We start from the raw sequence: 18,505 nt of genomic DNA on the forward strand, positions 1-18,505 counted from the left end.
CAGGGATCAACAAAAGTTTCCCTCAGCGTATGATGCGGATCACTTTCAGGGAACAGTGCCGGTGGCCGGCCGCCGGCGGGGAAAGGGAGTGGCGCGGTGAAGGCCCTGCCGATCGAGAGCTCCGGGGCCGCGGTCCGGGTCGGCGCCCGGCTGCGCAACCACCGTCTGCGGGCCCGCATGACCATCGACCAGCTCGCCTCCGCCGCGGGGCTGACCAAGGGCTTCGTCAGCCGCGTCGAGCGGGACCTGACCTCCCCGTCCGTGGACTCCCTCGTGCGCATGTGCCGGGTGCTGCGCCTCGAGGTCGGGGAGCTGTTCGCCGGGCCCGCGGAGGTCGAGCTCGTCCGCCTCGCCGACGCCCCGCACGTGGACCTCGGCGGCGAGGGGATCGAGGAGCAGCTGATCACCCCCGCCGGCCAGCGCCGCGTCCAGGTGCTGCGCGCCCGGGTCGCACCCGGCGGCCGCGGGGAGGAGGCCATGTACACCATGGACTGCGAGACGGAGGTCCTGCACCTGATCAGCGGGCGCTTCCGGCTCCACGTCCCGGGCCGCACCCACGACCTCGCGGCCGGGGACACCGTGACGATGCCCGGCTCGGAGCCCCACACCTGGGAGAACCCCGGCCACGAGGACGCCGTGCTGCTGTGGATCCTCGGCACCTGACCCGACCTGCCCGACCCCGCCCGGCACGCCGTGCCCGCACCGAGAGGACCCCTCGCATGAACCACGACCGCATCATCGCCACGACCCCGGAGGGCACCCCCGTGCTCGGCCCCGTCGACGCCGCCCGCACCCCCCGGTGGGTCGGGCCGGCGACCTTCGCCCGGCTGCCCCGCACCGACGAGGTCGGGCGCACCGACATCGCCGTGGTGGGGGTGCCCTTCGACGCCGGGGTCTCCTACCGGCCCGGCGCCCGCTTCGGCCCCAACCACGTGCGGGAGTCCTCGCGCCTGCTGCGCCCCTACAACCCCGCCCAGGACGTCTCGCCCTTCGCCGGCGCCCAGGTCGCCGACGCCGGGGACCTCGTGGCCAACCCCTTCGACATCCGCGAGGCCATCACCGCGATCGAGGCCGGCGCCAAGGAGCTGATGGGCGAGCGCACCCGGCTCGTGGCCCTCGGCGGGGACCACACGATCGCCCTGCCGCTGCTGCGCGCGGCCCACTCCCGCCACGGGAAGCTCGCCCTGCTGCACTTCGACGCGCACCTGGACACCTGGGACACCTACTTCGGCGCCGAGCACACCCACGGCACCCCGTTCCGCCGCGCGTTCGAGGAGGGCCTGCTCGACACGGACGCCGTGTGCCACGTGGGCACGCGCGGGCCCCTCTACGGCGCCCAGGACCTCGAGGACGACGCCCGCTTCGGCTTCGGCATCGTCTCCTCCGCCGACGTGATGCGGCTCGGGGTGGACGCCGTCGTCGCGCACCTGCGCGAGCGCGTCGGGGACCGCCCGCTCTACGTCTCCCTGGACATCGACGTCCTGGACCCCGCCCACGCCCCCGGCACGGGCACCCCCGAGGCCGGCGGGATGACCAGCCGCGAGGTGCTCGAGATCCTGCGCGGGCTGCGCGGGGCGGACGTGGTGGCCTGCGACGTCGTCGAGGTCGCCCCCGCCTACGACCACGCGGAGCTCACCGGGGTGGCGGCCGCCCACGTGGTCTACGAGCTGGTCACGCTGCTGGCCCTGGGCGCGGGCGCGGCCCCCGGCGGGCCGGCCTACGGGCTCGCCGGGCACGTCCACGGCACCGGCCCCTCGGCCCCCGCCCGGCCCGCCGCGGACCGGGCCGGGGACGACCCCGGGGCGGGCCGGTGAGCGGGACCGCGCCCGCCGGGCGCACGAGCGCGCCGGGCGTCCCGGACCCGGCGGCCCTGTTCGCCCGCCGGGCCGAGCAGTTCCGCCCCTCGCCGGTGCGCGCGGTCTTCGAGATCGCGATGCGCCCGGGGATGATCTCCCTGGCCGGCGGCAACCCGGACACCGGCGCCCTCCCGCACGCGGTCCTCGCCGGGACCGCCGCGCGCCTGCTCGCCGAGCGCGGGCCCGAGGTGCTCCAGTACGGCTCCGGGGCCGGGATCGAGCGGCTGCCGGAGCTGGTCTGCCGGCTCATGGACCTCGAGGGCGCGGCCACCGACCCGGGGCGGATCCAGATCACCGCGGGCTCCCAGGCGGGGATCGACCTGGTGGTCAAGCTCTTCTGCGACCCCGGCGACGTCGTCGTGGCGGAGGGCCCCACGTACGTGGGGGCGCTGGGGGTCTTCGGCAGCTACGAGGTCGCGGTCTCCCACGTCGACGTCGACGACGACGGGCTCGACCCCGAGGCCGTCGCCGAGCGGATCGACGCCCTGCGCGCGGCCGGGCGGACCGTGAAGCTGGTGTACACCGTGCCGACCTTCCACAACCCCACCGGGGTCACCCTCAGCGAGGAGCGCCGCCGCCGGCTCGTGGCGGTGTGCGCCGAGCGCGGGGTCGTGGTCCTCGAGGACGACCCCTACGGGCTGCTCGGCTTCGACCGGGAGCACCGCCTGCCGTCCCTGTACTCCCTAGACCCCGAGACGGTGGTGCACCTGGGCAGCTTCTCGAAGATCTTCTCGCCGGGGCTGCGCGTGGGCTGGATCGCCGCGTCCCCGGCGGTGCGCTCCCGGCTGCAGATCGCGGCGGAGGCCGTGACGATCCACCCGTCGGTGCTGGGACAGGAGCTCGCCGCGGAGTACGTGGGCGGCGAGCACTGGCGTCCCGCCCTGGACCGGGCGGTGGCCCGCTACCGCTCCCGCTGCGCGGCGATGATGGCCGCCCTGGAGGAGCACATGCCCGAGGGCGTGCGCTGGACGCGCCCGGCCGGCGGGTTCTTCACGTGGCTGGACCTGGACCCGGCCCGGGCCCACGGGGACCTGCTGCACCGGGCGATCGACCACGGCGTCGTCGTCGTCCCCGGCGGGGCCTGCTACGCGGACGCCCGGCCCAGCACGAGCCTGCGGCTGGCCTTCTCCGCCGCCGCGGAGGAGGACATCGCCGAGGGGGTCCGCCGGCTCGGGCGCATGCTGCGCGCCTGAGCCCGCGCCCGCCGCCGGGCGGGCGCCGGCTCAGGCCAGGACCGCCTCGGCGGCCCGGCGCCCGGAGCGCAGCGCCCCCTGGATCGAGGCGGTGTCGCGGTGGTCCCCGCACACGAACCGCCCGTCGCCGAGGGCGGCCGGGCGGTCGGGGACCAGCGGCGGCAGCTGCTCGGGCAGCCCGGCGCGCACCTCGTGCACGGTGACCACCTCCCAGCCGGCGGTGTCCGTGCCCCAGATCCCGGCGAGCTGGCGGCGGACCTCCGCCTCGGCCGGCAGGGCGGCCCCGCGGGGGAGCAGGGAGGTGGCCTGCACCAGCGCGCGGGCGTCGGGGGAGTAGGTGGGGGCGGCGTTGCTCACCACGGCCGTGTCCGTCAGCGGACCGCGGGTCCGCCCGGGCAGGACCAGGCAGCGCAGGTCCGAGGGCGGGACCGGCGCGGCGAACCACCACGTGGCCTCGCCCTTCATGGGCGCCGCCGGCAGGCCCAGCAGCGCCCCGGCCGCGGGGGCCTCCGTGGCCACGACCACCGCCGGCGCCTCCCACGCCGCGCCGGCGGCCACCGCCCGCCACCCGCCGGGCACGCGCTCGAGGGCCTCGACCCGGGTGCCCAGCACCGCGCGGGCGCGCAGGCCGTCGTGGATCCAGGCCGGCAGGGCGCCCATGCCCGCCGCGGGCAGGCCGGGGGTGCCGAGCACGAACCAGCCGGCGAGCCGGCGCACGAGATCGGCCGAGGTGCGGCCCTCGTCCTCCAGGACGACCCCGGAGAGGAACGGCTCGAGCACGAGCTCGCGCAGCGGGCCCCGGACCCCGGCGGCGTCGAGGCTCTCGTGCCAGGGCCGGTCGGCCTCCTCCCGGTGCCGGGCCCGGGGGTCGAGCACCGGGGCCAGCCACGCGGCCAGGGCGGGCAGGCGCCGCAGCTCCACGAGCGGGCTGCGCAGGGTCCGCGCGAGCCGGGCCGGGTGGCGGCGGGGGTCGGCGAGGACGTCGATGCCGCCCTCCCGGGCCACCCCGGCCGCGGCCTCGAAGCGCTGCAGGCCCAGGGCGCGCACGTCCACTGCCCGGCGCAGCTCCGGGTAGGCGGGGTTGAGCACCTGGAAGCCGCGGTCGCAGCGGAAGCCGTCGACGACGTCGGTGCGCACGCGCCCGCCCACGCCGTCGGAGGCCTCCAGCAGCACCACGTCCAGGCCGCGCTGCTCGAGCAGGCGGGCGCACTGCAGGCCGGCGAGCCCGGCGCCGACGATGACGACGTCGTGGTCCACGGGAACCTCCTGGCCGCGGCCGGCCGGGCCGCCGCGGCGCGTCGCGGGTCCGGCCGGGCGGCCGGGCCCTCCTGGTGCGACCGTCCTACAGCGGTGCCGCGACCGCCCCCGGGCGGGCCTGCGGTGCCGCGGCCGGGCGGGCCGGGACGGTGAACAGGGCCGACTCCACGGTGAGCCCGGGGCCGAAGGCCAGTGCGCACACGGTGCGCTCCGCCCCGGCGGGGAGGCCGCCGAGGACCCGGTCGAGCACGTGCAGCACGGTCACGCTGCTCATGTTGCCACGCTCGGCCAGGACCGCGCGCGAGGCGTCCAGCGCCCGCGGGGGCAGCCCCAGGGTCCGCTCGAGCTTGTCGAGGATGCCGGGCCCGCCCGGGTGCACGGCCCAGTCCGTGATCGACCCGGGGTCCACGGCCCCCTCCGGTCCGGTCAGCAGGGCCTCGAGGGCGGCGTGCACGCTGCCCTCGATGACCCGCGGCACCGCGGCGCCCAGGACCATCTCGAAGCCCTCGTCCCCGATCGTCCAGGCCATCTCCTGCTCGCCGTCGGGCAGGACCAGGGTGCTGAACCGGTCGAGCGCGAGCAGCGGCTCCGCCCCGCCGGGCCGGCGGCAGCTCACCAGCGCCGCGCCCGCCCCGTCCGCGAACAGCGCCGCCCCGCGGACGGCGTCGGCGTCGCGGGCCGGGCGCAGGTGCAGGCTGCACAGCTCCGCGGCGACGACCAGCACGACCGCGTCCGGGTCGGCCGCGGCGATCGCCCGGGCCTGGCGCAGGCCCACGAGCGCGCCGTGGCAGCCCATGAACCCGATGTGGGAGCGGCGCACGGCCGGGTCCAGGTCCAGGTCGCGGACCAGCCGGTAGTCGGGGCCCGGGGCGAAGAAGCCGGTGCAGGAGACCGTGACCACGTCCGTGACCTGCGCCGGGTCCAGGCCCGGGCAGCGCGCGAGCGCGTCGCGGGCGGCGGCGGCGAACAGGCCGGGGGCGTGCTCGACGTAGGTGCGGTTGCGCGCCCCCGTCAGCGGGGCCAGCATCCGCCCGTCCGGGGCCAGGTAGACCGAGCCGTCCCGGGCGCCGGCGTCGACGAGCTCCGGGAGGACGGTGTGCCGCCGCTCGACCCCCGCGGCGCCGAACACGGTGCGCACGAGCCGCTGGGCGAGGCGGTCGGTGCCGGGCTGGGCGAGGTAGAGGTCGCGGGCCTCGGCCTGGCCGAGCACGTGCGGCGGCAGTGCCGAGCCGAGGGACAGGAGAGCGGGGGTCACCCGACCCAGTATCGACCCGCGCGCCCCCGGGCGCCATGCGGGGCGCGCCGCGCCCGGGCCCGTGCAGGCCCGGGCGCTGTTGGCGATCGCACTTCGCATTGGGTCACACGCGCGGACCGTTCCTAGGCTGGCCGGAGCACAGGAGTGGGGGCTCCTGGTTCCGCCGGGCACACGGCAGGGGATCCGCCGCCGCTCCCGGTCCTCCGGGGGGCAGGACCGCGTGCGCCCCGTTCGGCCCCCGTCCGACCGGCCGGAGGAACCCCCGTGACCCCATCCCGCGCTGTCCCCGCGGCGCTCGCCCTCGCGGCGGGCCTCGCCCTCGCCCCGCTCTCCGCCGCCGCCGCGACTCCCGCGGCGGCCGATCCGGCGGCGCCCGCCCCGGCCTCCGCCCCCGCGGCGGGGACCGACCGCCTCCTCGTGAAGTTCCGCGCGGGAACCGCGCCCGGGACGGCCGAGGACGTGCTGGCCGCCCGCGCCCCCGAGCTCGCCGCCGCGGGGCCGGGGACCGCGCCCACCGTGGACGGCGCCGCGGTGCTGACCGCTCCCGGTGAGCTGGACGAGGACCGCCTGGCCGCGCTCACCACGGCCCTGCAGCAGGACCCCGCGGTCGAGTACGCCGCCCCGGACGTGCGCGCGAGCACCGCCTTCGTGCCGAACGACCCGTCCTACGCGGGACTGCAGTGGAGCCTGTGGGACGATCCCGCCGGCGTGGGCATGCCCCTGGCCTGGGACCGGGCCACCGGCGCCGGACAGACCATCGCGATCGTGGACACGGGCATCACCGCCCACCCCGACCTCGACGCCAACGTGCTGCCCGGGTACGACTTCGTCTCCCTGCCCGAGAACGGGCGCGACGGCGACGGCTGGGACGCCGACCCCACCGACATGGGCGACTACCCGGACGCGGCGCTGTGCCCGGGCAGCCCGATGGCCCCGGCCTCCAGCTGGCACGGGACGCACACGGCCGGGATCGCCGCGGCGGACGGCAACAACGGCATCGGCGTCACGGGCGTGGCCCCGGACGCCCGGATCCTGCCCGTCCGGGCCGTGGGCGCGTGCAGCCAGGGCTACATCTCCGACGTCGCCGCGGGGATCGCCTGGGCGGCCGGGGCCCCGGTGCCCGGCGCCCCGGCGAACGCCAACCCCGCGGACGTGGTCAGCGTCAGCCTCGCCGTCCCCGGCGCGCAGTGCCCGGCGGTGCTGCAGGCCGCGATCACCGAGGCCACCTCCCGCGGCGTCACCGTCGTCGTCGCCGCCGGCAACCAGGGCATCGACGCGGCCGGCTCCGTGCCGGCCAACTGCGCGGGCGCGGTCTCCGTCGCCGCCACGGACGTCTCCGGCGCGATGCCCGCGTACTCCAACTTCGGGGCCGTGACCCTGGCCGCCCCCGGCGGCGACCCGTGGGCGCAGGTCCACTCCACCGGCAACGCCGGCGCCCAGCAGCAGGGGGCGCCCACCTACATCGGCCGCAACGGCACCTCGATGGCCGCCCCGGTGGTCGCCGGCACGGTCGCGCTGATGCGCGAGGCCGCCCCGGGCCTGAGCCCCCAGGCGGTGCGCGAGCTGCTCACGAGCACCGCCCGCACGGCGCCCGGCGGCTGCGCCCTCGGGTGCGGCGCCGGCATCGTCGACCCCGTCTCGGCCGTGATCGCCGCCCAGGGCGGTCAGCCCTTCACCGTGGCCGGCGGCATCGGCGGGCTGCACCAGCGCATCGCCGCGACCGCCGGCGCGCCCGTCTCGCGCGAGCTGTGCGCGCTGGGCGGCACGCCGTGCTTCCAGGAGTTCGAGGCCGGCTGGATCGTGTGGAACGCCGGGGCCGGGGCCCGCTGGCTGCCGGGCCTGCTCCCCGCCCAGTGGTGGGCCATCGGCGCCCCCGCCTGACGGACCGCCGCCGGCGGGCGGGCGGCTACGGCCCGTCCGCCGCGCCCGGGCCGTCCCCGCGGTGGCGCGCCCACGCCCCGATGATCCCGGCGGTCACGGCCCCGGCCGTGCCGGCCGCGAGGTCGCCCATGGTGTCCGGGTAGCCGACCTGGACCCGCGGGTCCACCGCGGCGTTGCCGACGAATTCGGCGTACTCCCACAGCACCGCCAGGGCCGTGCCCAGGGCGGTGGCGACGAGCACGTGCGTCACCGCCCCGGGGGCCGCGAGACGCCCCCACCGCTCGAGGGCGCGGAAGGCGAGCTCGGCGAGGACCGCGGTCGCGGCGAAGTGCACCACGAGGTCCCAGAAGGCCAGCCGCTCGTAGAGCAGGAACACCGAGCTCCACGCGGCCAGCAGCAGGACCAGCCCTGTGGCCAGCTCCAGCGGCGCGGGCAGCCGCGCCCGCCACGTCACGGTCAGGCCCAGGCACACGAGCATCATCACGGCCGCGCCCACGGCGTCGAACAGCCCGGCCGTCAGCAGCACCGAGGCCGGCCCGGCCCAGCGCACGGCGAGCACGAGCGCCCTCACCGGCGCGCCCGCCCGGTCCCGCGCAGCCGGGCGGACCAGCGCTCCCACGGGCGCTCGCGGGCCCAGTTCACGCGCAGGGTCCGCCCGGCGCGGGCGAGGCGGCGCAGCGCGGCCGGCCCGGGGCGCAGCGCCCGCGGGGACATGCCCACGGCCGGGCGGGCGAGGAAGACGATCCGCCGCCCCGGGTCCAGCCGGAAGCTCAGGTCCATGTCGTCGTGCAGCTCCGGGTCGGCCCGGTGGACGCGGCCGCGGACCTCGAGCCACCACGACCGGCGCATCGCCATGTTGGTCCCGAACAGCGGCGGGTGCGCCAGCGCCGCCCCGGCGGCCGTCACGTAGAGCCCCACGTACAGGGCGGACAGCGTCGTGCCCAGGCCCGGGGGCAGGCCCAGGAACCGGCCCGGACCCGAGACGGCCACCGCGTCCGGTCGGGCCCCGAGCGCCGCGACCAGCTCCGCGACCCACTCCGGGCCCGGGCGCGAGTCCGCGTCGCAGCGCACCACCACGTCCCCGCGGGCGGCGTCGTAGCCCGCGGCCGCGGCCGCCGGGATGCCCCGCACCGGCTCGTGCACCACGCGGGCCCCGGCCGCGCGGGCCACGGCCGCCGTCCCGTCCGTCGAGGCGTTGTCGACGACGACGACCTCGTCCGGGCGCCGCGACTGGGCGGCGAGCAGGCGCAGGCACACGGCGAGCTGGGCGGCGTCGTCGCGCGCGGGCACGACCACGGACACGGACGGGCCCGCCCCGGGCGGGGCGGGCTGCGGGGCGTCGGGAACGGGGAGCATGGCCCCATTCTCCCGGTCCGGCCGGTCCCGGCGGGACCGACCCGCGCCTACAATCGGCACATGCAGGCCGACGAGCGAACCGGAACGGGCGCCGCGGGCGGACCCGGGGACCCGGCGGGCCCGCCGGCGCGGGGCTTCGACATCCTCTTCCTGCTCCAGCACTTCAGCACCGAGGCCGAGCGCTACGCGGACCAGGTCCGCCGCGTCTTCGGCCTGGCGCACAAGGACGTGCACGCCCTCAACGAGGTGATCGAGGCCAACCGGGAGGGCCGGCCGGTGCGGGCCGGGGACATCGCCCGCCGGCTGGTGCTCAGCGGCTCGGCCACGACCACCGTCATCAAGCGGCTGGTCGCCTCGGGCCACCTCGTGCGCGCCGTGGACCCCCGCGACCGGCGCGAGGCGGACCTGCGGGCCACGGAGGACGCCCGCCGGGCGGGCCGGGCGATGTTCCGGGCGATGAGCGAGGAGCTGCTCGCGGTCCTCGACGGCTGCACCGACGAGGAGATCGAGGTGCTCCGGCGGCGGATCCCCGAGCTCACGGAGGCGGTGCGGCGGGCCGGCCGGCGGGCCGGGGAGAACGGCCCGGGAACCGTGGCGCCGGCCGGCGAACCGCCCGGCGGCGGGTGACGCGGGCGACTGCTTCGATTTTCGAACGACTGTGGTGGAATGGGGACATGGTGACGGTCTCAGCACGGCAACCGACGGCCTCCGACGCCCCGCCGGGGCGGGCAGGGGCTCCCGACGACGCCGGCCGGGCGCCGGTGCTCGAGGCGTTCCTGGCCGACGCCGCGCAGCGGGCCGCCGCGGTCGACCCCGGCTTCGAGCAGCTGTGGCACGAGCTGTCCCGGCTCAGCGCCGGGGGCAAGCGGATCCGGCCCCGCCTCGTGCGCACCGCCGCCGGGGCCTACCCCGGCGGCGAGCCCGGCCCCGTGGTCGAGGCGGTGGGCGCGGCCTTCGAGCTGCTGCACACCGCCCTGATCGTCCACGACGACGTCATCGACCAGGACGACCGGCGCCGCCACCAGCCGACCCTCAACGCCGCGGCGGCGGCCCGGGCCGCCGCCGCCGGCTCCGCCCCGGAGCACGCCCGCCAGTACGGGGCCAGCGTCGGGGTGATCGCCGGGGACCTCGCCCTGGCCGGGGCCTACCGGCTCGTGGCCCGCTCCGGGATCGGCCCGGCCCGGCTGCCGCAGGTCCTGGACCTGCTCGACGAGGCGCTGTTCGCCTCGGCCGCCGGCGAGCTGCTGGACGTCGACCACGCCCTGCCCGGGGCCCGCCCCGCGAGCGAGCAGGTCCTGGCCGCGACCTGCCTGAAGACCGCCGTCTACTCCTTCGAGGCGCCCCTGCAGGCGGGCGCCGTGCTCGGCGGGGCACCCGCGGAGGACGTGGCCGCCCTCGGCCGGCTGGGACGGGCCGTGGGCACCGCCTACCAGCTCGTCGACGACCTCCTGGGCGTGTTCGGGGACCCCGGGGCCACCGGCAAGTCCGTGCTCAGCGACCTGCGCGAGGGCAAGCGCACGATGCTCGTGGCCGCCGCCCGGCGCACCCCTGCCGCCGCCGAGCTGGACGCCGTCCTGGACGGGCGCCGGATCGGCGAGGCCGAGGCCCGGCACGCCCGCGACCTGCTCGAGCGGTGCGGGGCCCGCCGCGAGGTCGAGGAGCTGGTCGAGCAGTGCGCCGCCGAGGCCCTGGCCCTGCTGGGGGAGGCCGGCCTGCCCGCCGCCCTGGACGCCGAGCTGCGCCGCGTCGTGGCCGGAGCCACGGAGCGCGCCCGGTGAGCGCCGCACAGGCCCCCGTGGGCGCCGGCACCCCGGCCGAGGCCGCCGCCCGCTACGACGCGGCGGCCCGGGCCGCCGCCGCCACCGTGATCCGGCGCTACTCGACCTCCTTCGGCCTGGCCTGCCGGCTGCTCGCCCCCGGGGTGCGCGAGCACGTCCGCGCCGTCTACGCCCTCGTGCGCGTGGCCGACGAGATCGTCGACGGCGCCTCCGCCGGCGCGGGGGTCCCTCCGGAGGAGGCCCGCCGGCTGCTCGACGACCTCGAGGCCGAGACCTGCGCGGCGACCGCCCGCGGGTTCAGCACCAACCTCGTCGTCCACGCCTTCGCCCGCACGGCCCGGCACGCCGGGATCGGCGAGGACCTGGTCCGGCCCTTCTTCGCGTCCATGCGCGCGGACCTCAGCGAGGACCGGCACAGCGACGACTCCCTCGACGCCTACGTCTACGGCTCCGCCGAGGTGGTCGGGCTGATGTGCCTGCAGGTCTTCCTCGCGGACCGGCCCGTCCCCGCCGCCGAGCGGGCCGAGCTCGTGGCCGGGGCCCGCCGCCTCGGCGCGGCCTTCCAGAAGGTCAACTTCCTGCGCGACCTCGCCGAGGACTACGGCGAGCTGGGCCGGGTCTACTTCCCCGGCGTGGAGCCGGGGCGGTTCTCGGAGGCGCAGAAGCACCGGCTGCTCGACGACGTCGACGCCGACCTCGCCGCCGCCCGCGCCGTGATCGACGACCTGCCCCGCTCCGCGCGCGCCGCCGTGCTGACCGCCCACGACCTGTTCCGGGAGCTGTCCGCGCGGATCCGCGCCACGCCCGCCCGCGAGCTGCTGCGCACCCGGGTGCGCGTGCCCGACGCCCGCAAGGCCGCCCTCGCCGCCGCCGCCGTGGCCCGGGCCCGCCGCCCGCGGCGCCGCGGCCCGCGCGGGCGGCGGGCCGTGGTGATCGGGGCGGGGATCGCCGGCCTCGCGGCGGCGGGCCTGCTGGCCCGCGACGGCTGGGACGTCGAGGTCCTCGAGCGGGGGGAGACCACCGGGGGCCGGGCGGGGCTGCTCGAGCGCGACGGCTTCCGCTTCGACACCGGACCCTCGTGGTACCTGATGCCCGAGGTCTTCGACCACTTCTTCCGGCTGATGGGCTCCAGCGCCGCCCGGGAGCTGGAGCTGCAGCGGCTGGACCCCGCCTACCGGGTCTTCGGCGAGAACTACGCCGAGCCGCTGGACGTGCGCTCCGACCTCGAGCACACGGTCGCCCAGTTCGAGGCCGTCGAGCCCGGGGCGGGGGCCCGGATCCGGGACTACCTGGCCTCGGCGCGGCGGACCTACGAGCTGGCGGTCGACCACTTCCTCTACACCTCCTACGCGTCGTTCGCGCCGCTGCTGACCCGCGCGGTCGTGCGCTCCCTGCCCGGCCTCGCCCGCCACCTCACCGGGTCCCTCCACGACCTCGCGGCCCGCACGGTCGGGGACACCCGGCTGCGGCAGGTCCTGGGCTACCCGGCGGTCTTCCTGGCCTCGGCGCCGCGGATGACGCCTTCGCTCTACCACCTGATGAGCCACATGGACCTCGCCGACTCCGTGCAGTACCCGCAGGGCGGGTTCCGCACGGTGATCGGCGCGGTCGAGCGCCTCGCCCGGGCCCACGGGGCCCGCATCCGCACCGGGGCCGACGTCGTGCGGATCCGCACCGAGCGGGCCTCCGCCGGCCCGGCCCGGGCGCGCGGGGTCGTGTGGCGCGACGCCGCCGGGGCCGAGCACGAGCTCGACGCCGACCTCGTGGTCTCCGCCGCGGACCTGCACCACACGGAGACGGCGCTGCTGCCGCCGGAGCTGCGGACCTACCCCGAGCGGTGGTGGCGCCGGCGCCGGAGCGGCCCGGGGGCCGTGCTCGTGATGCTCGGGGTGCGCGGGGCGCTGCCCGAGCTGGCCCACCACTCGCTGTTCTTCACCGAGGACTGGGACGCGAACTTCGCCGCGATCTTCGAGGAGCCCACCCGGGTGCCCGACCCGGCGTCGGTCTACGTCTGCCGGCCCTCCGCGACCGACCCGGACGTGGCGCCCGCCGGGCACGAGAACCTCTTCGTGCTGATCCCCGTGCCCGCCGACCCCGGCCTGGGCGCCGGGGGCCCGGAAGGGACCGGGGCCCCCGCCGTCGAGGCGGCCGCCGACCGGGTGATCGACCAGATCGCGGCGTGGGCGGGCGTGCCGGACCTGCGCGAGCGGATCGTGGTGCGCCACACGGTGGGCCCGGAGGACTTCCGCCGCGACCTCAACTCGTGGCGGGGCAACGTGCTCGGCCCGGCCCACGTGCTGCGCCAGTCCGCGTTCCTGCGCGGGAGCAACCGCAGCCGGAAGGTCGCGGGCCTGCACTACTGCGGGGGCTCGACGATCCCGGGCATCGGCCTGCCGATGTGCCTGATCAGCGCCGAGATCCTGCTCAAGGACCTGCGCGGGGACACCTCCACCGGACCCCTGCCCGAGCCGGCGGACCCGGCCCCGTGAGCGCGCTGCTGCCCTTCGCCTACCTGGGCTTCCTGCTGCTCAGCCTCGCCGGGATGGTGGTCCTCGACGTGCGGCAGCGGCTGTTCTTCGCCGCAGACCCCCGCCGGGCCGCGCTCGTGCTGCTCGCCGGGCTCGTGTTCTTCCTCGCCTGGGACGCCGCGGGGATCCTCCTGGGGATCTTCCTGCACAGCGAGAGCCGGTACGCAACCGGGTGGCTGGTCGCCCCGCAGGTGCCGGTCGAGGAGGTCGTCTTCCTCGCCTTCCTGTGCTACCTGATCATGAACACGGTGCGCCTCGTGGAGCAGGCGCTCGCGCGGCGCGCCGCCGCGCCCGCCCGCGAGGACGCCCGGGAGGGGAGCCGGCCGTGACCTACGCCCTCGTCATCCCCGTCTTCCTGGCCCTCGCGCTCGTGCCCGCCGTGCTGCTCGTGCGCGCCCCGTCCCCCGCCCCGCCCCGGGGGCGCGCCGCGGCGGTGCTCGGGCTCTCCTTCGCCGTGCTCGCGGCGCTCACGGTCGTCTTCGACAACCTCATGATCGCCGCCGGGTTCTTCGACTACGGCGACGGGCACATCACCGGGCTGCGGATCGGGCTGGTGCCCGTCGAGGACCTCGCCTACCCGCTGGCCGGGCTGCTGCTGCTGCCGGCGCTGTGGTGGGGGCTGGGGGAGCGCGGCCGGGTCGCCTCGACCGTGCGCACCCTCGTGGCGACCTCCCGGCCCGTGTCCTGGGTCAACACCGCCTACCCGTTCGCGGCCGCCTACGTCATGACCACCGGCCGGGTCGACCTCGACCTCGTCGTGGGGACCCTGTTCTTCCTGTTCCCCTACAACCTCGCGATGTACGGGATCAACGACGTCTTCGACTACGAGTCCGACCTGCGCAACCCCCGCAAGGGCGGGGTCGAGGGCGCGCTCGTGGACCGCTCGGAGCACCGGATGGTCCTGACCGGGTCGGTGCTGGTCGCGCTGCCGTTCCTGGCGTACCTGTTCGCCGCCGGTGGGCCGGCCGCGGCGCTCGTGCTCCTCGTGAGCCTCTTCGCGGTGGTGGCCTACAGCCTGAAGGGGCTGCGGTTCAAGGAGGTGCCGTTCCTCGACTCGGCCACCTCCGCCACCCACTTCGTCTCCCCGGCCGTCCACGGCCTCGTGCTCGCCGGGGCCGGGTGGTCCACGGGCACCGTGGCGCTGTGCGCCGCGTTCTTCCTGTGGTCGATGGCCTCCCAGGCCTTCGGCGCGGTGCAGGACGTGCAGGCCGACCGGGAGGGCGGGCTCTCCTCGATCGCCACGGTCCTCGGGGCGCGCCCGACCGTGCTCGCCGCCGGGGCCTTCTACCTCGTGGCCGGCCTGCTGCTGCTGCTCGTCCCGTGGCCCGGGCCCCTCGCGGCGCTGCTCGTGCTGCCGTACCTCGCCAACCTCGTGCCGTTCCGCTCGATCACCGACGCGGACTGCGAGCGCGCCAACCGCGGCTGGCGGCGGTTCCTGTGGCTGAACTACCTCACGGGCTTCCTCGTGACCATGCTGCTGATCTGGGCGTGGGCGCTCGGGCGCTGAGCCGCGGCCGGCGGCACCGGACCGCACGGCCCGGGCCGTGGGACGGGAACGGGGCCCGGGGCGTGCGCCCCGGGCCCCGCTCCACGCCGGGACCGTCAGAGATCGGCGAGCACCGAGACCGGGTTCTCCACGGCGTCGGCGACCATCCGCAGGAACCCGCCGGCCGCCCCGCCGTCGCACACGCGGTGGTCGAAGGCCAGGGAGAGCTGGGTGAGCTTGCGGACGGCCAGCTGCCCGTCGACGACCCACGGGCGGTCGATGATCCGCCCGACCCCGAGGATCGCGACCTCCGGGTGGTTGATGATCGCCGCGGCGCCGTCGGTGCCGAAGACCCCGTAGTTGTTGAGCGTGAACGTGGAGCCGGACAGCTCGGCCGGGGAGGCCTTCCCGGTCCGCGCCAGCGCGGTGAGCCGCTTGAGCTCGGCGTCCAGGCCCCGGGCCGAGAGGGTGTGGGCGTCGCGGATGCTGGGCACCACGAGCCCCCGGTCGGTCTGGGCGGCGAAGCCGAGGTTCACGCCGTCGAAGCGGACGATCTCCTGGCTGCCGTCCTCGCGCGTCTCCAGCCGTGTGGCGAGCTCGGGGTGGCGGGCCAGCCCGGCGAGCACGAACCGCGCGATCAGCGCCATGAGCCCCGGGGCCCGCTCGGGGTCCTGCGCCTTGAGCTCGGCGCGCAGCTCGAGCAGCCGGGTGGCGTCGACGTCGACCCACACGGTCGCCTCGGGGATCTCGGCGCGCGAGCGGGTCATGGCCTGGGCGATGACCCTGCGGACCCCGCTCACCGGCACGCGCCCGGCCACCCGCAGGCCCGTGCGCGCGTCCACGGCCGGGCCCTCGGGCGCCGGGTCGGCCGGCGACGCCGCCGCGGCGTCCCCCGCCGGCGCGCCGACCGGTGCCGCCGGGGCGGCGGCCGCCTCGACGTCGCGGCGCAGGATCAGCCCGCCGGGCCCGGAGCCGCGCACGGTGGCGATGTCCAGGCCCCGGTCCTTCGCGAGCTTGCGCACGATCGGGGAGACGACGGTGGGCGCCAGGCGCGGCGCGGAGGCCATGGCGTCGTGGGCGGCGGCGGTGGCCGCGGACGTGACCGTCGCCGAGGCGGGCGCGGCCGTCACGGCCGGGGCCGCGGAGCGCTTCGGCCGCCGCCGGCGCCCGCCCGTGGCACCACCGGGGGTGCCGTAGCCGATCAGGACGCTGCCGGAGCCCCCGTCGTCGTCGCCCGGGGCGGCCCCCGCGGCCGGGTCCGCCCCGGCGCGCTCCTCCTCGCGGTAGCTCTGCCCGCCCTTGGGGCCCCCGCCCTCGGGGGCGGGGGTGCCGGCGCGGTCGCCGGTGTCCACGGAGATCAGCGGCGCCCCCACGTCGAGGGTCTGCCCGGCGTCCCCGTGCAGCCGGTGCACCGTCCCGGCGAACGGGCAGGGCACCTCCACGGCGGACTTGGCGGTCTCCACCTCGGCGATCGGCTGGTCCACGGCCACGGTGTCGCCGACCCGGACGAGCCAGGTGACGAGCTCGGCCTCGGTCAGTCCCTCGCCGAGGTCCGGCAGGGTGAACGTCCTCACGGTCATGGTCAGTCCTCCCACTGCAGGTCGTCCACGGCGTCGAGGATGCGGTCGACGCTGGGCAGGTAGTGCTCCTCGAGCTTGGGAGCGGGATAGGGGATGTCGAAGCCGGTGACCCGGCGCACCGGGGCGGCCAGGGAGTGGAAGCAGCGCTCCTGCACACGGGCGACGATCTCGGCCGCCACGGACGCGAAGCCCGGGGCCTCGGCCACGACCACCACGCGCCCGGTCCGGCGCACCGAGGCCCCGACGGTCTCGTCGTCGAAGGGCACGATGCTGCGCAGGTCCACGACCTCGAGCGAGCGGCCCTCGGCCTGCGCCGCCGCCGCGGCCGCGAGGGCCGTGGGCACGGAGGGGCCGTAGGTGAGGATCGTCGCGTCCGTGCCCGGGCGCGCCACGACCGCCCGGCCCTCGCGCGGCTCGGGCGCCCGGTCCTCGTAGCGCTCCCGCAGCTCGGCCAGGTCGACCGGGGCCTTGGACCAGTAGAGCTTCTTGGGCTCGAAGAACACCACGGGGTCGTCGGAGTCGATCGCCTCGCGCAGCATGAGGTAGGCGTCCTCGACGGTGGCGGGGGTGAAGACCTTCAGCCCCGGGGTGTGGGCGTAGTAGGCCTCGGAGGAGTCGCAGTGGTGCTCCACGCCGCCGATCCCGCCGGCGTAGGGGATGCGGATGACGATCGGCAGGGTCACGGCGCCGCGGGTGCGGTTGTGCATCTTCGCGATGTGCGAGGCGACCTGCTCGAAGGCGGGGTAGGCGAAGGCGTCGAACTGCATCTCGATCACCGGGCGCATCCGGTTCATCGCCATGCCCACGGCCATGCCCGCGATCCCGGACTCGGCCAGCGGGGTGTCGAAGCAGCGGGTGCGCCCGAAGCGCTGCGTCAGCCCGTCGGTGATGCGGAAGACCCCGCCCAGGGTGCCGACGTCCTCGCCGAAGACGACGACGGCGTCGTCGGCGGACAGCGCGTCGGCCAGGGCGGTGTTCAGCGCCTGGGCGAAGGTCACCGGCTTGCCGGCCGGGGCCTCGGCCGCGGGGGCGGGGGCCTGGAGGGTGCTCACTTCTCGGTCTCCTCTCGGGCGAGCTCGTCCGCCAGGAAGCGCTCCTGCTCGGCGAGCTGCGGGGTCTGCTCCGCGTAGACGTGCCGGAACAGCTCCAGCGGGTCGATCCGCGGCTCGGCGTTCATGCCCTCGCGCAGGGCCGCGGCGACGTCCTCGGCGCGGGCGGCGATGCGCTGCTCCCCGGCGTCGTCGAGCAGCCCCTCCCCGCGCAGGTAGGCGCGCATCCGGGTCACCGGGTCCTTGGCGATCCACTCCTGGACCTCGGCGTCGTCCCGGTAGCGCGTCGCGTCGTCGGCGTTGGTGTGGGCCTGCATGCGGTAGGTGTGGGCCTCCACGAGCAGCGGCTCGGACTCCGAGCGGGCGAGGTCCACGGCACGGCCCAGGGTCGCTAGCACGGCCACGAGGTCGTTGCCGTCCACGCGCTCGCCGGCCATCCCGTACCCCACCGCCTTGTGCGCGAGCGTCGGGGCGGCCGACTGCTGGGACAGCGGCACGGAGATCGCGTAGCCGTTGTTCTGCACGAAGAACACGACCGGCAGCTTGAACACGGCCGCGAAGTTCAGCGCCTCGTGGAAGTCGCCCTCGCTCGTGGCGCCGTCGCCGCACATGGCCAGGACCACGGTGTCCTCGCCCCGCAGCTTCGCGGCGTGGGCGACCCCGACCGCGTGCAGCAGCTGGGTGGTCAGCGGTGTGGACTGGATGCTCACGCGGTGCTCGTGCGGGTCGTAGCCGCCGTGCCACTCGCCCCGGAAGATCGCCATGACCTCCATGGGATCCACGCCCTTGGTCATCACGGCGACGGTGTCCCGGTAGGTCGGGAAGAGCCAGTCGCGCTCCTCGAGGCACAGCGCGGCCGCGACCTGGCAGGCCTCCTGGCCGTGGCTGGAGGGGTAGACCGCCATCCGGCCCTGGCGCACGAGGGCGGAGTTCTGGTCGTTGACCCGGCGCCCCACCACGAGCTTCTCGTAGGCGTCGAGGAGCACGTCCTCGGGCGGCAGCGGGTACTCGTGGCCCGGCTCGGTGCCCTGCTCCTCCGGGGGCCGCAGGCGGCCGGAGGGGTCCACCAGGCGGATCTCGCCCCGGGCGGGGAGCATGTACTGCTCCGGGGTGATGCCGAAGCTCCGGGAGGCGCGCAGGATCGGGTCCTCGGCCCCGCCGAGCGGCTCGGCGTTCTCGACGGTCTGGCTCATGGGTTCCCCCTCGGTCGGTCCCGGGCGCCGTGGCGCGGGAGGCGGGTGGGCGTGACGTGTTCCGTCCGCCAAGTATGCGGAGAAGCTCCGCTT

General features: G+C 77.1%; 16 protein-coding genes. 9 read left to right on the forward strand and 7 right to left on the reverse strand.

All coding sequences use genetic code 11. From position 1 onward, the window contains the following. Positions 1–96 precede the first annotated feature (96 nt). Genes LQU92_RS13935 through LQU92_RS13945 form a run of 3 tightly spaced genes read left to right on the forward strand, consistent with a single transcriptional unit; the run spans position 97 to position 3,049 of the window. Positions 97–663, forward strand: a complete 567-nt coding sequence (locus LQU92_RS13935) for a helix-turn-helix domain-containing protein (RefSeq protein ID WP_230781347.1) — start codon at positions 97–99, stop codon at positions 661–663. 56 nt (positions 664–719) lie between these two features. After that, entirely contained in the window at positions 720–1,814 is a 1,095-nt protein-coding gene (gene speB / locus LQU92_RS13940; RefSeq protein ID WP_101850909.1) for an agmatinase, read from the forward strand. Then, complete coding sequence (locus LQU92_RS13945) at positions 1,811–3,049, forward strand: PLP-dependent aminotransferase family protein (RefSeq protein ID WP_101850908.1); 1,239 nt, start codon at positions 1,811–1,813, stop codon at positions 3,047–3,049. The genes speB and LQU92_RS13945 overlap by 4 nt, the downstream gene beginning before the upstream one ends. Before the next feature lie 30 nt (positions 3,050–3,079). On the opposite strand, the gene LQU92_RS13950 is transcribed toward LQU92_RS13945, so the two are convergent. Next, on the reverse strand, positions 3,080–4,306 hold the full coding sequence (locus LQU92_RS13950; protein WP_230781348.1) for an FAD-dependent oxidoreductase: 1,227 nt from the start codon (positions 4,304–4,306) through the stop codon (positions 3,080–3,082). An 85-nt stretch (positions 4,307–4,391) separates the two neighbouring features. Then, the gene (locus LQU92_RS13955) at positions 4,392–5,561 is read right to left on the reverse strand and encodes a type III polyketide synthase (RefSeq protein WP_230781349.1); all 1,170 of its coding nucleotides are present in this window, start codon (positions 5,559–5,561) and stop codon (positions 4,392–4,394) included. A gap of 264 nt (positions 5,562–5,825) precedes the next feature. Between LQU92_RS13955 and LQU92_RS13960 the strand changes: the two genes are divergently transcribed. Next, positions 5,826–7,442: a S8 family serine peptidase gene (locus LQU92_RS13960; RefSeq protein WP_230781350.1), complete on the forward strand. Its 1,617-nt coding sequence runs from the start codon at positions 5,826–5,828 to the stop codon at positions 7,440–7,442. Between the two features lie 25 nt (positions 7,443–7,467). Here the strand turns inward: LQU92_RS13960 and LQU92_RS13965 are convergent, their stop codons facing one another. Further along, positions 7,468–8,013, reverse strand: a complete 546-nt coding sequence (locus LQU92_RS13965; protein ID WP_230781373.1) for a hypothetical protein — start codon at positions 8,011–8,013, stop codon at positions 7,468–7,470. Then, entirely contained in the window at positions 8,010–8,798 is a 789-nt protein-coding gene (locus LQU92_RS13970) for a glycosyltransferase family A protein (RefSeq protein WP_305067888.1), read from the reverse strand. The genes LQU92_RS13965 and LQU92_RS13970 overlap by 4 nt, the downstream gene beginning before the upstream one ends. Before the next feature lie 60 nt (positions 8,799–8,858). Between LQU92_RS13970 and LQU92_RS13975 the strand changes: the two genes are divergently transcribed. From LQU92_RS13975 to LQU92_RS14000, 5 genes are all read left to right on the forward strand, one after another. After that, positions 8,859–9,425, forward strand: coding sequence for a MarR family winged helix-turn-helix transcriptional regulator (locus LQU92_RS13975; protein ID WP_230781351.1), 567 nt, complete (start codon positions 8,859–8,861; stop codon positions 9,423–9,425). Positions 9,426–9,472: 47 nt separating this feature from the next. Further along, positions 9,473–10,576, forward strand: coding sequence for a polyprenyl synthetase family protein (locus tag LQU92_RS13980; protein WP_101850902.1), 1,104 nt, complete (start codon positions 9,473–9,475; stop codon positions 10,574–10,576). A gap of 86 nt (positions 10,577–10,662) precedes the next feature. After that, positions 10,663–13,065 carry a phytoene desaturase family protein gene (gene crtI, locus LQU92_RS13990; protein ID WP_374229724.1) on the forward strand — a complete coding sequence of 801 codons (2,403 nt, stop codon included), beginning with the start codon at positions 10,663–10,665 and terminating at the stop codon, positions 13,063–13,065. Then, on the forward strand, positions 13,062–13,433 hold the full coding sequence (locus LQU92_RS13995) for a lycopene cyclase domain-containing protein (RefSeq protein WP_308071640.1): 372 nt from the start codon (positions 13,062–13,064) through the stop codon (positions 13,431–13,433). The genes crtI and LQU92_RS13995 overlap by 4 nt, the downstream gene beginning before the upstream one ends. After that, positions 13,430–14,611, forward strand: coding sequence for a prenyltransferase (locus tag LQU92_RS14000; protein ID WP_101850900.1), 1,182 nt, complete (start codon positions 13,430–13,432; stop codon positions 14,609–14,611). The genes LQU92_RS13995 and LQU92_RS14000 overlap by 4 nt, the downstream gene beginning before the upstream one ends. A 95-nt stretch (positions 14,612–14,706) precedes the next feature. Here the strand turns inward: LQU92_RS14000 and LQU92_RS14005 are convergent, their stop codons facing one another. From LQU92_RS14005 to pdhA, 3 genes are read right to left on the reverse strand one after another with little or no spacing between them, the layout of a single operon-like run. Next, entirely contained in the window at positions 14,707–16,170 is a 1,464-nt protein-coding gene (locus tag LQU92_RS14005) for a dihydrolipoamide acetyltransferase family protein (RefSeq protein ID WP_230781352.1), read from the reverse strand. Positions 16,171–16,172: 2 nt separating this feature from the next. Next, positions 16,173–17,222, reverse strand: a complete 1,050-nt coding sequence (locus tag LQU92_RS14010; protein ID WP_230781353.1) for an alpha-ketoacid dehydrogenase subunit beta — start codon at positions 17,220–17,222, stop codon at positions 16,173–16,175. Further along, entirely contained in the window at positions 17,219–18,412 is a 1,194-nt protein-coding gene (gene pdhA / locus LQU92_RS14015; protein ID WP_058857952.1) for a pyruvate dehydrogenase (acetyl-transferring) E1 component subunit alpha, read from the reverse strand. The genes LQU92_RS14010 and pdhA overlap by 4 nt, the downstream gene beginning before the upstream one ends. Between the last annotated feature and the right edge of the window lie 93 nt (positions 18,413–18,505).

Source organism: Kocuria sp. LUK, assembly GCF_021012935.1.
In the GTDB taxonomy this organism is placed as follows: Bacteria; Actinomycetota; Actinomycetes; order Actinomycetales; family Micrococcaceae; genus Kocuria; species Kocuria flava.

Bases quoted from the DNA above. Each gene is read 5' to 3' on its own strand.
- speB (WP_101850909.1), top strand. From the start codon at position 720: ATGAACCACGACCGCATCATCGCCACGACCCCGGAGGGCACCCCCGTG.
- LQU92_RS13970 (WP_305067888.1), bottom strand. From the start codon at position 8,798: ATGCTCCCCGTTCCCGACGCCCCGCAGCCCGCCCCGCCCGGGGCGGGC.
- LQU92_RS13975 (WP_230781351.1), top strand. From the start codon at position 8,859: ATGCAGGCCGACGAGCGAACCGGAACGGGCGCCGCGGGCGGACCCGGG.
- LQU92_RS13980 (WP_101850902.1), top strand. From the start codon at position 9,473: ATGGTGACGGTCTCAGCACGGCAACCGACGGCCTCCGACGCCCCGCCG.
- LQU92_RS14005 (WP_230781352.1), bottom strand. From the start codon at position 16,170: ATGACCGTGAGGACGTTCACCCTGCCGGACCTCGGCGAGGGACTGACC.
- pdhA (WP_058857952.1), bottom strand. From the start codon at position 18,412: ATGAGCCAGACCGTCGAGAACGCCGAGCCGCTCGGCGGGGCCGAGGAC.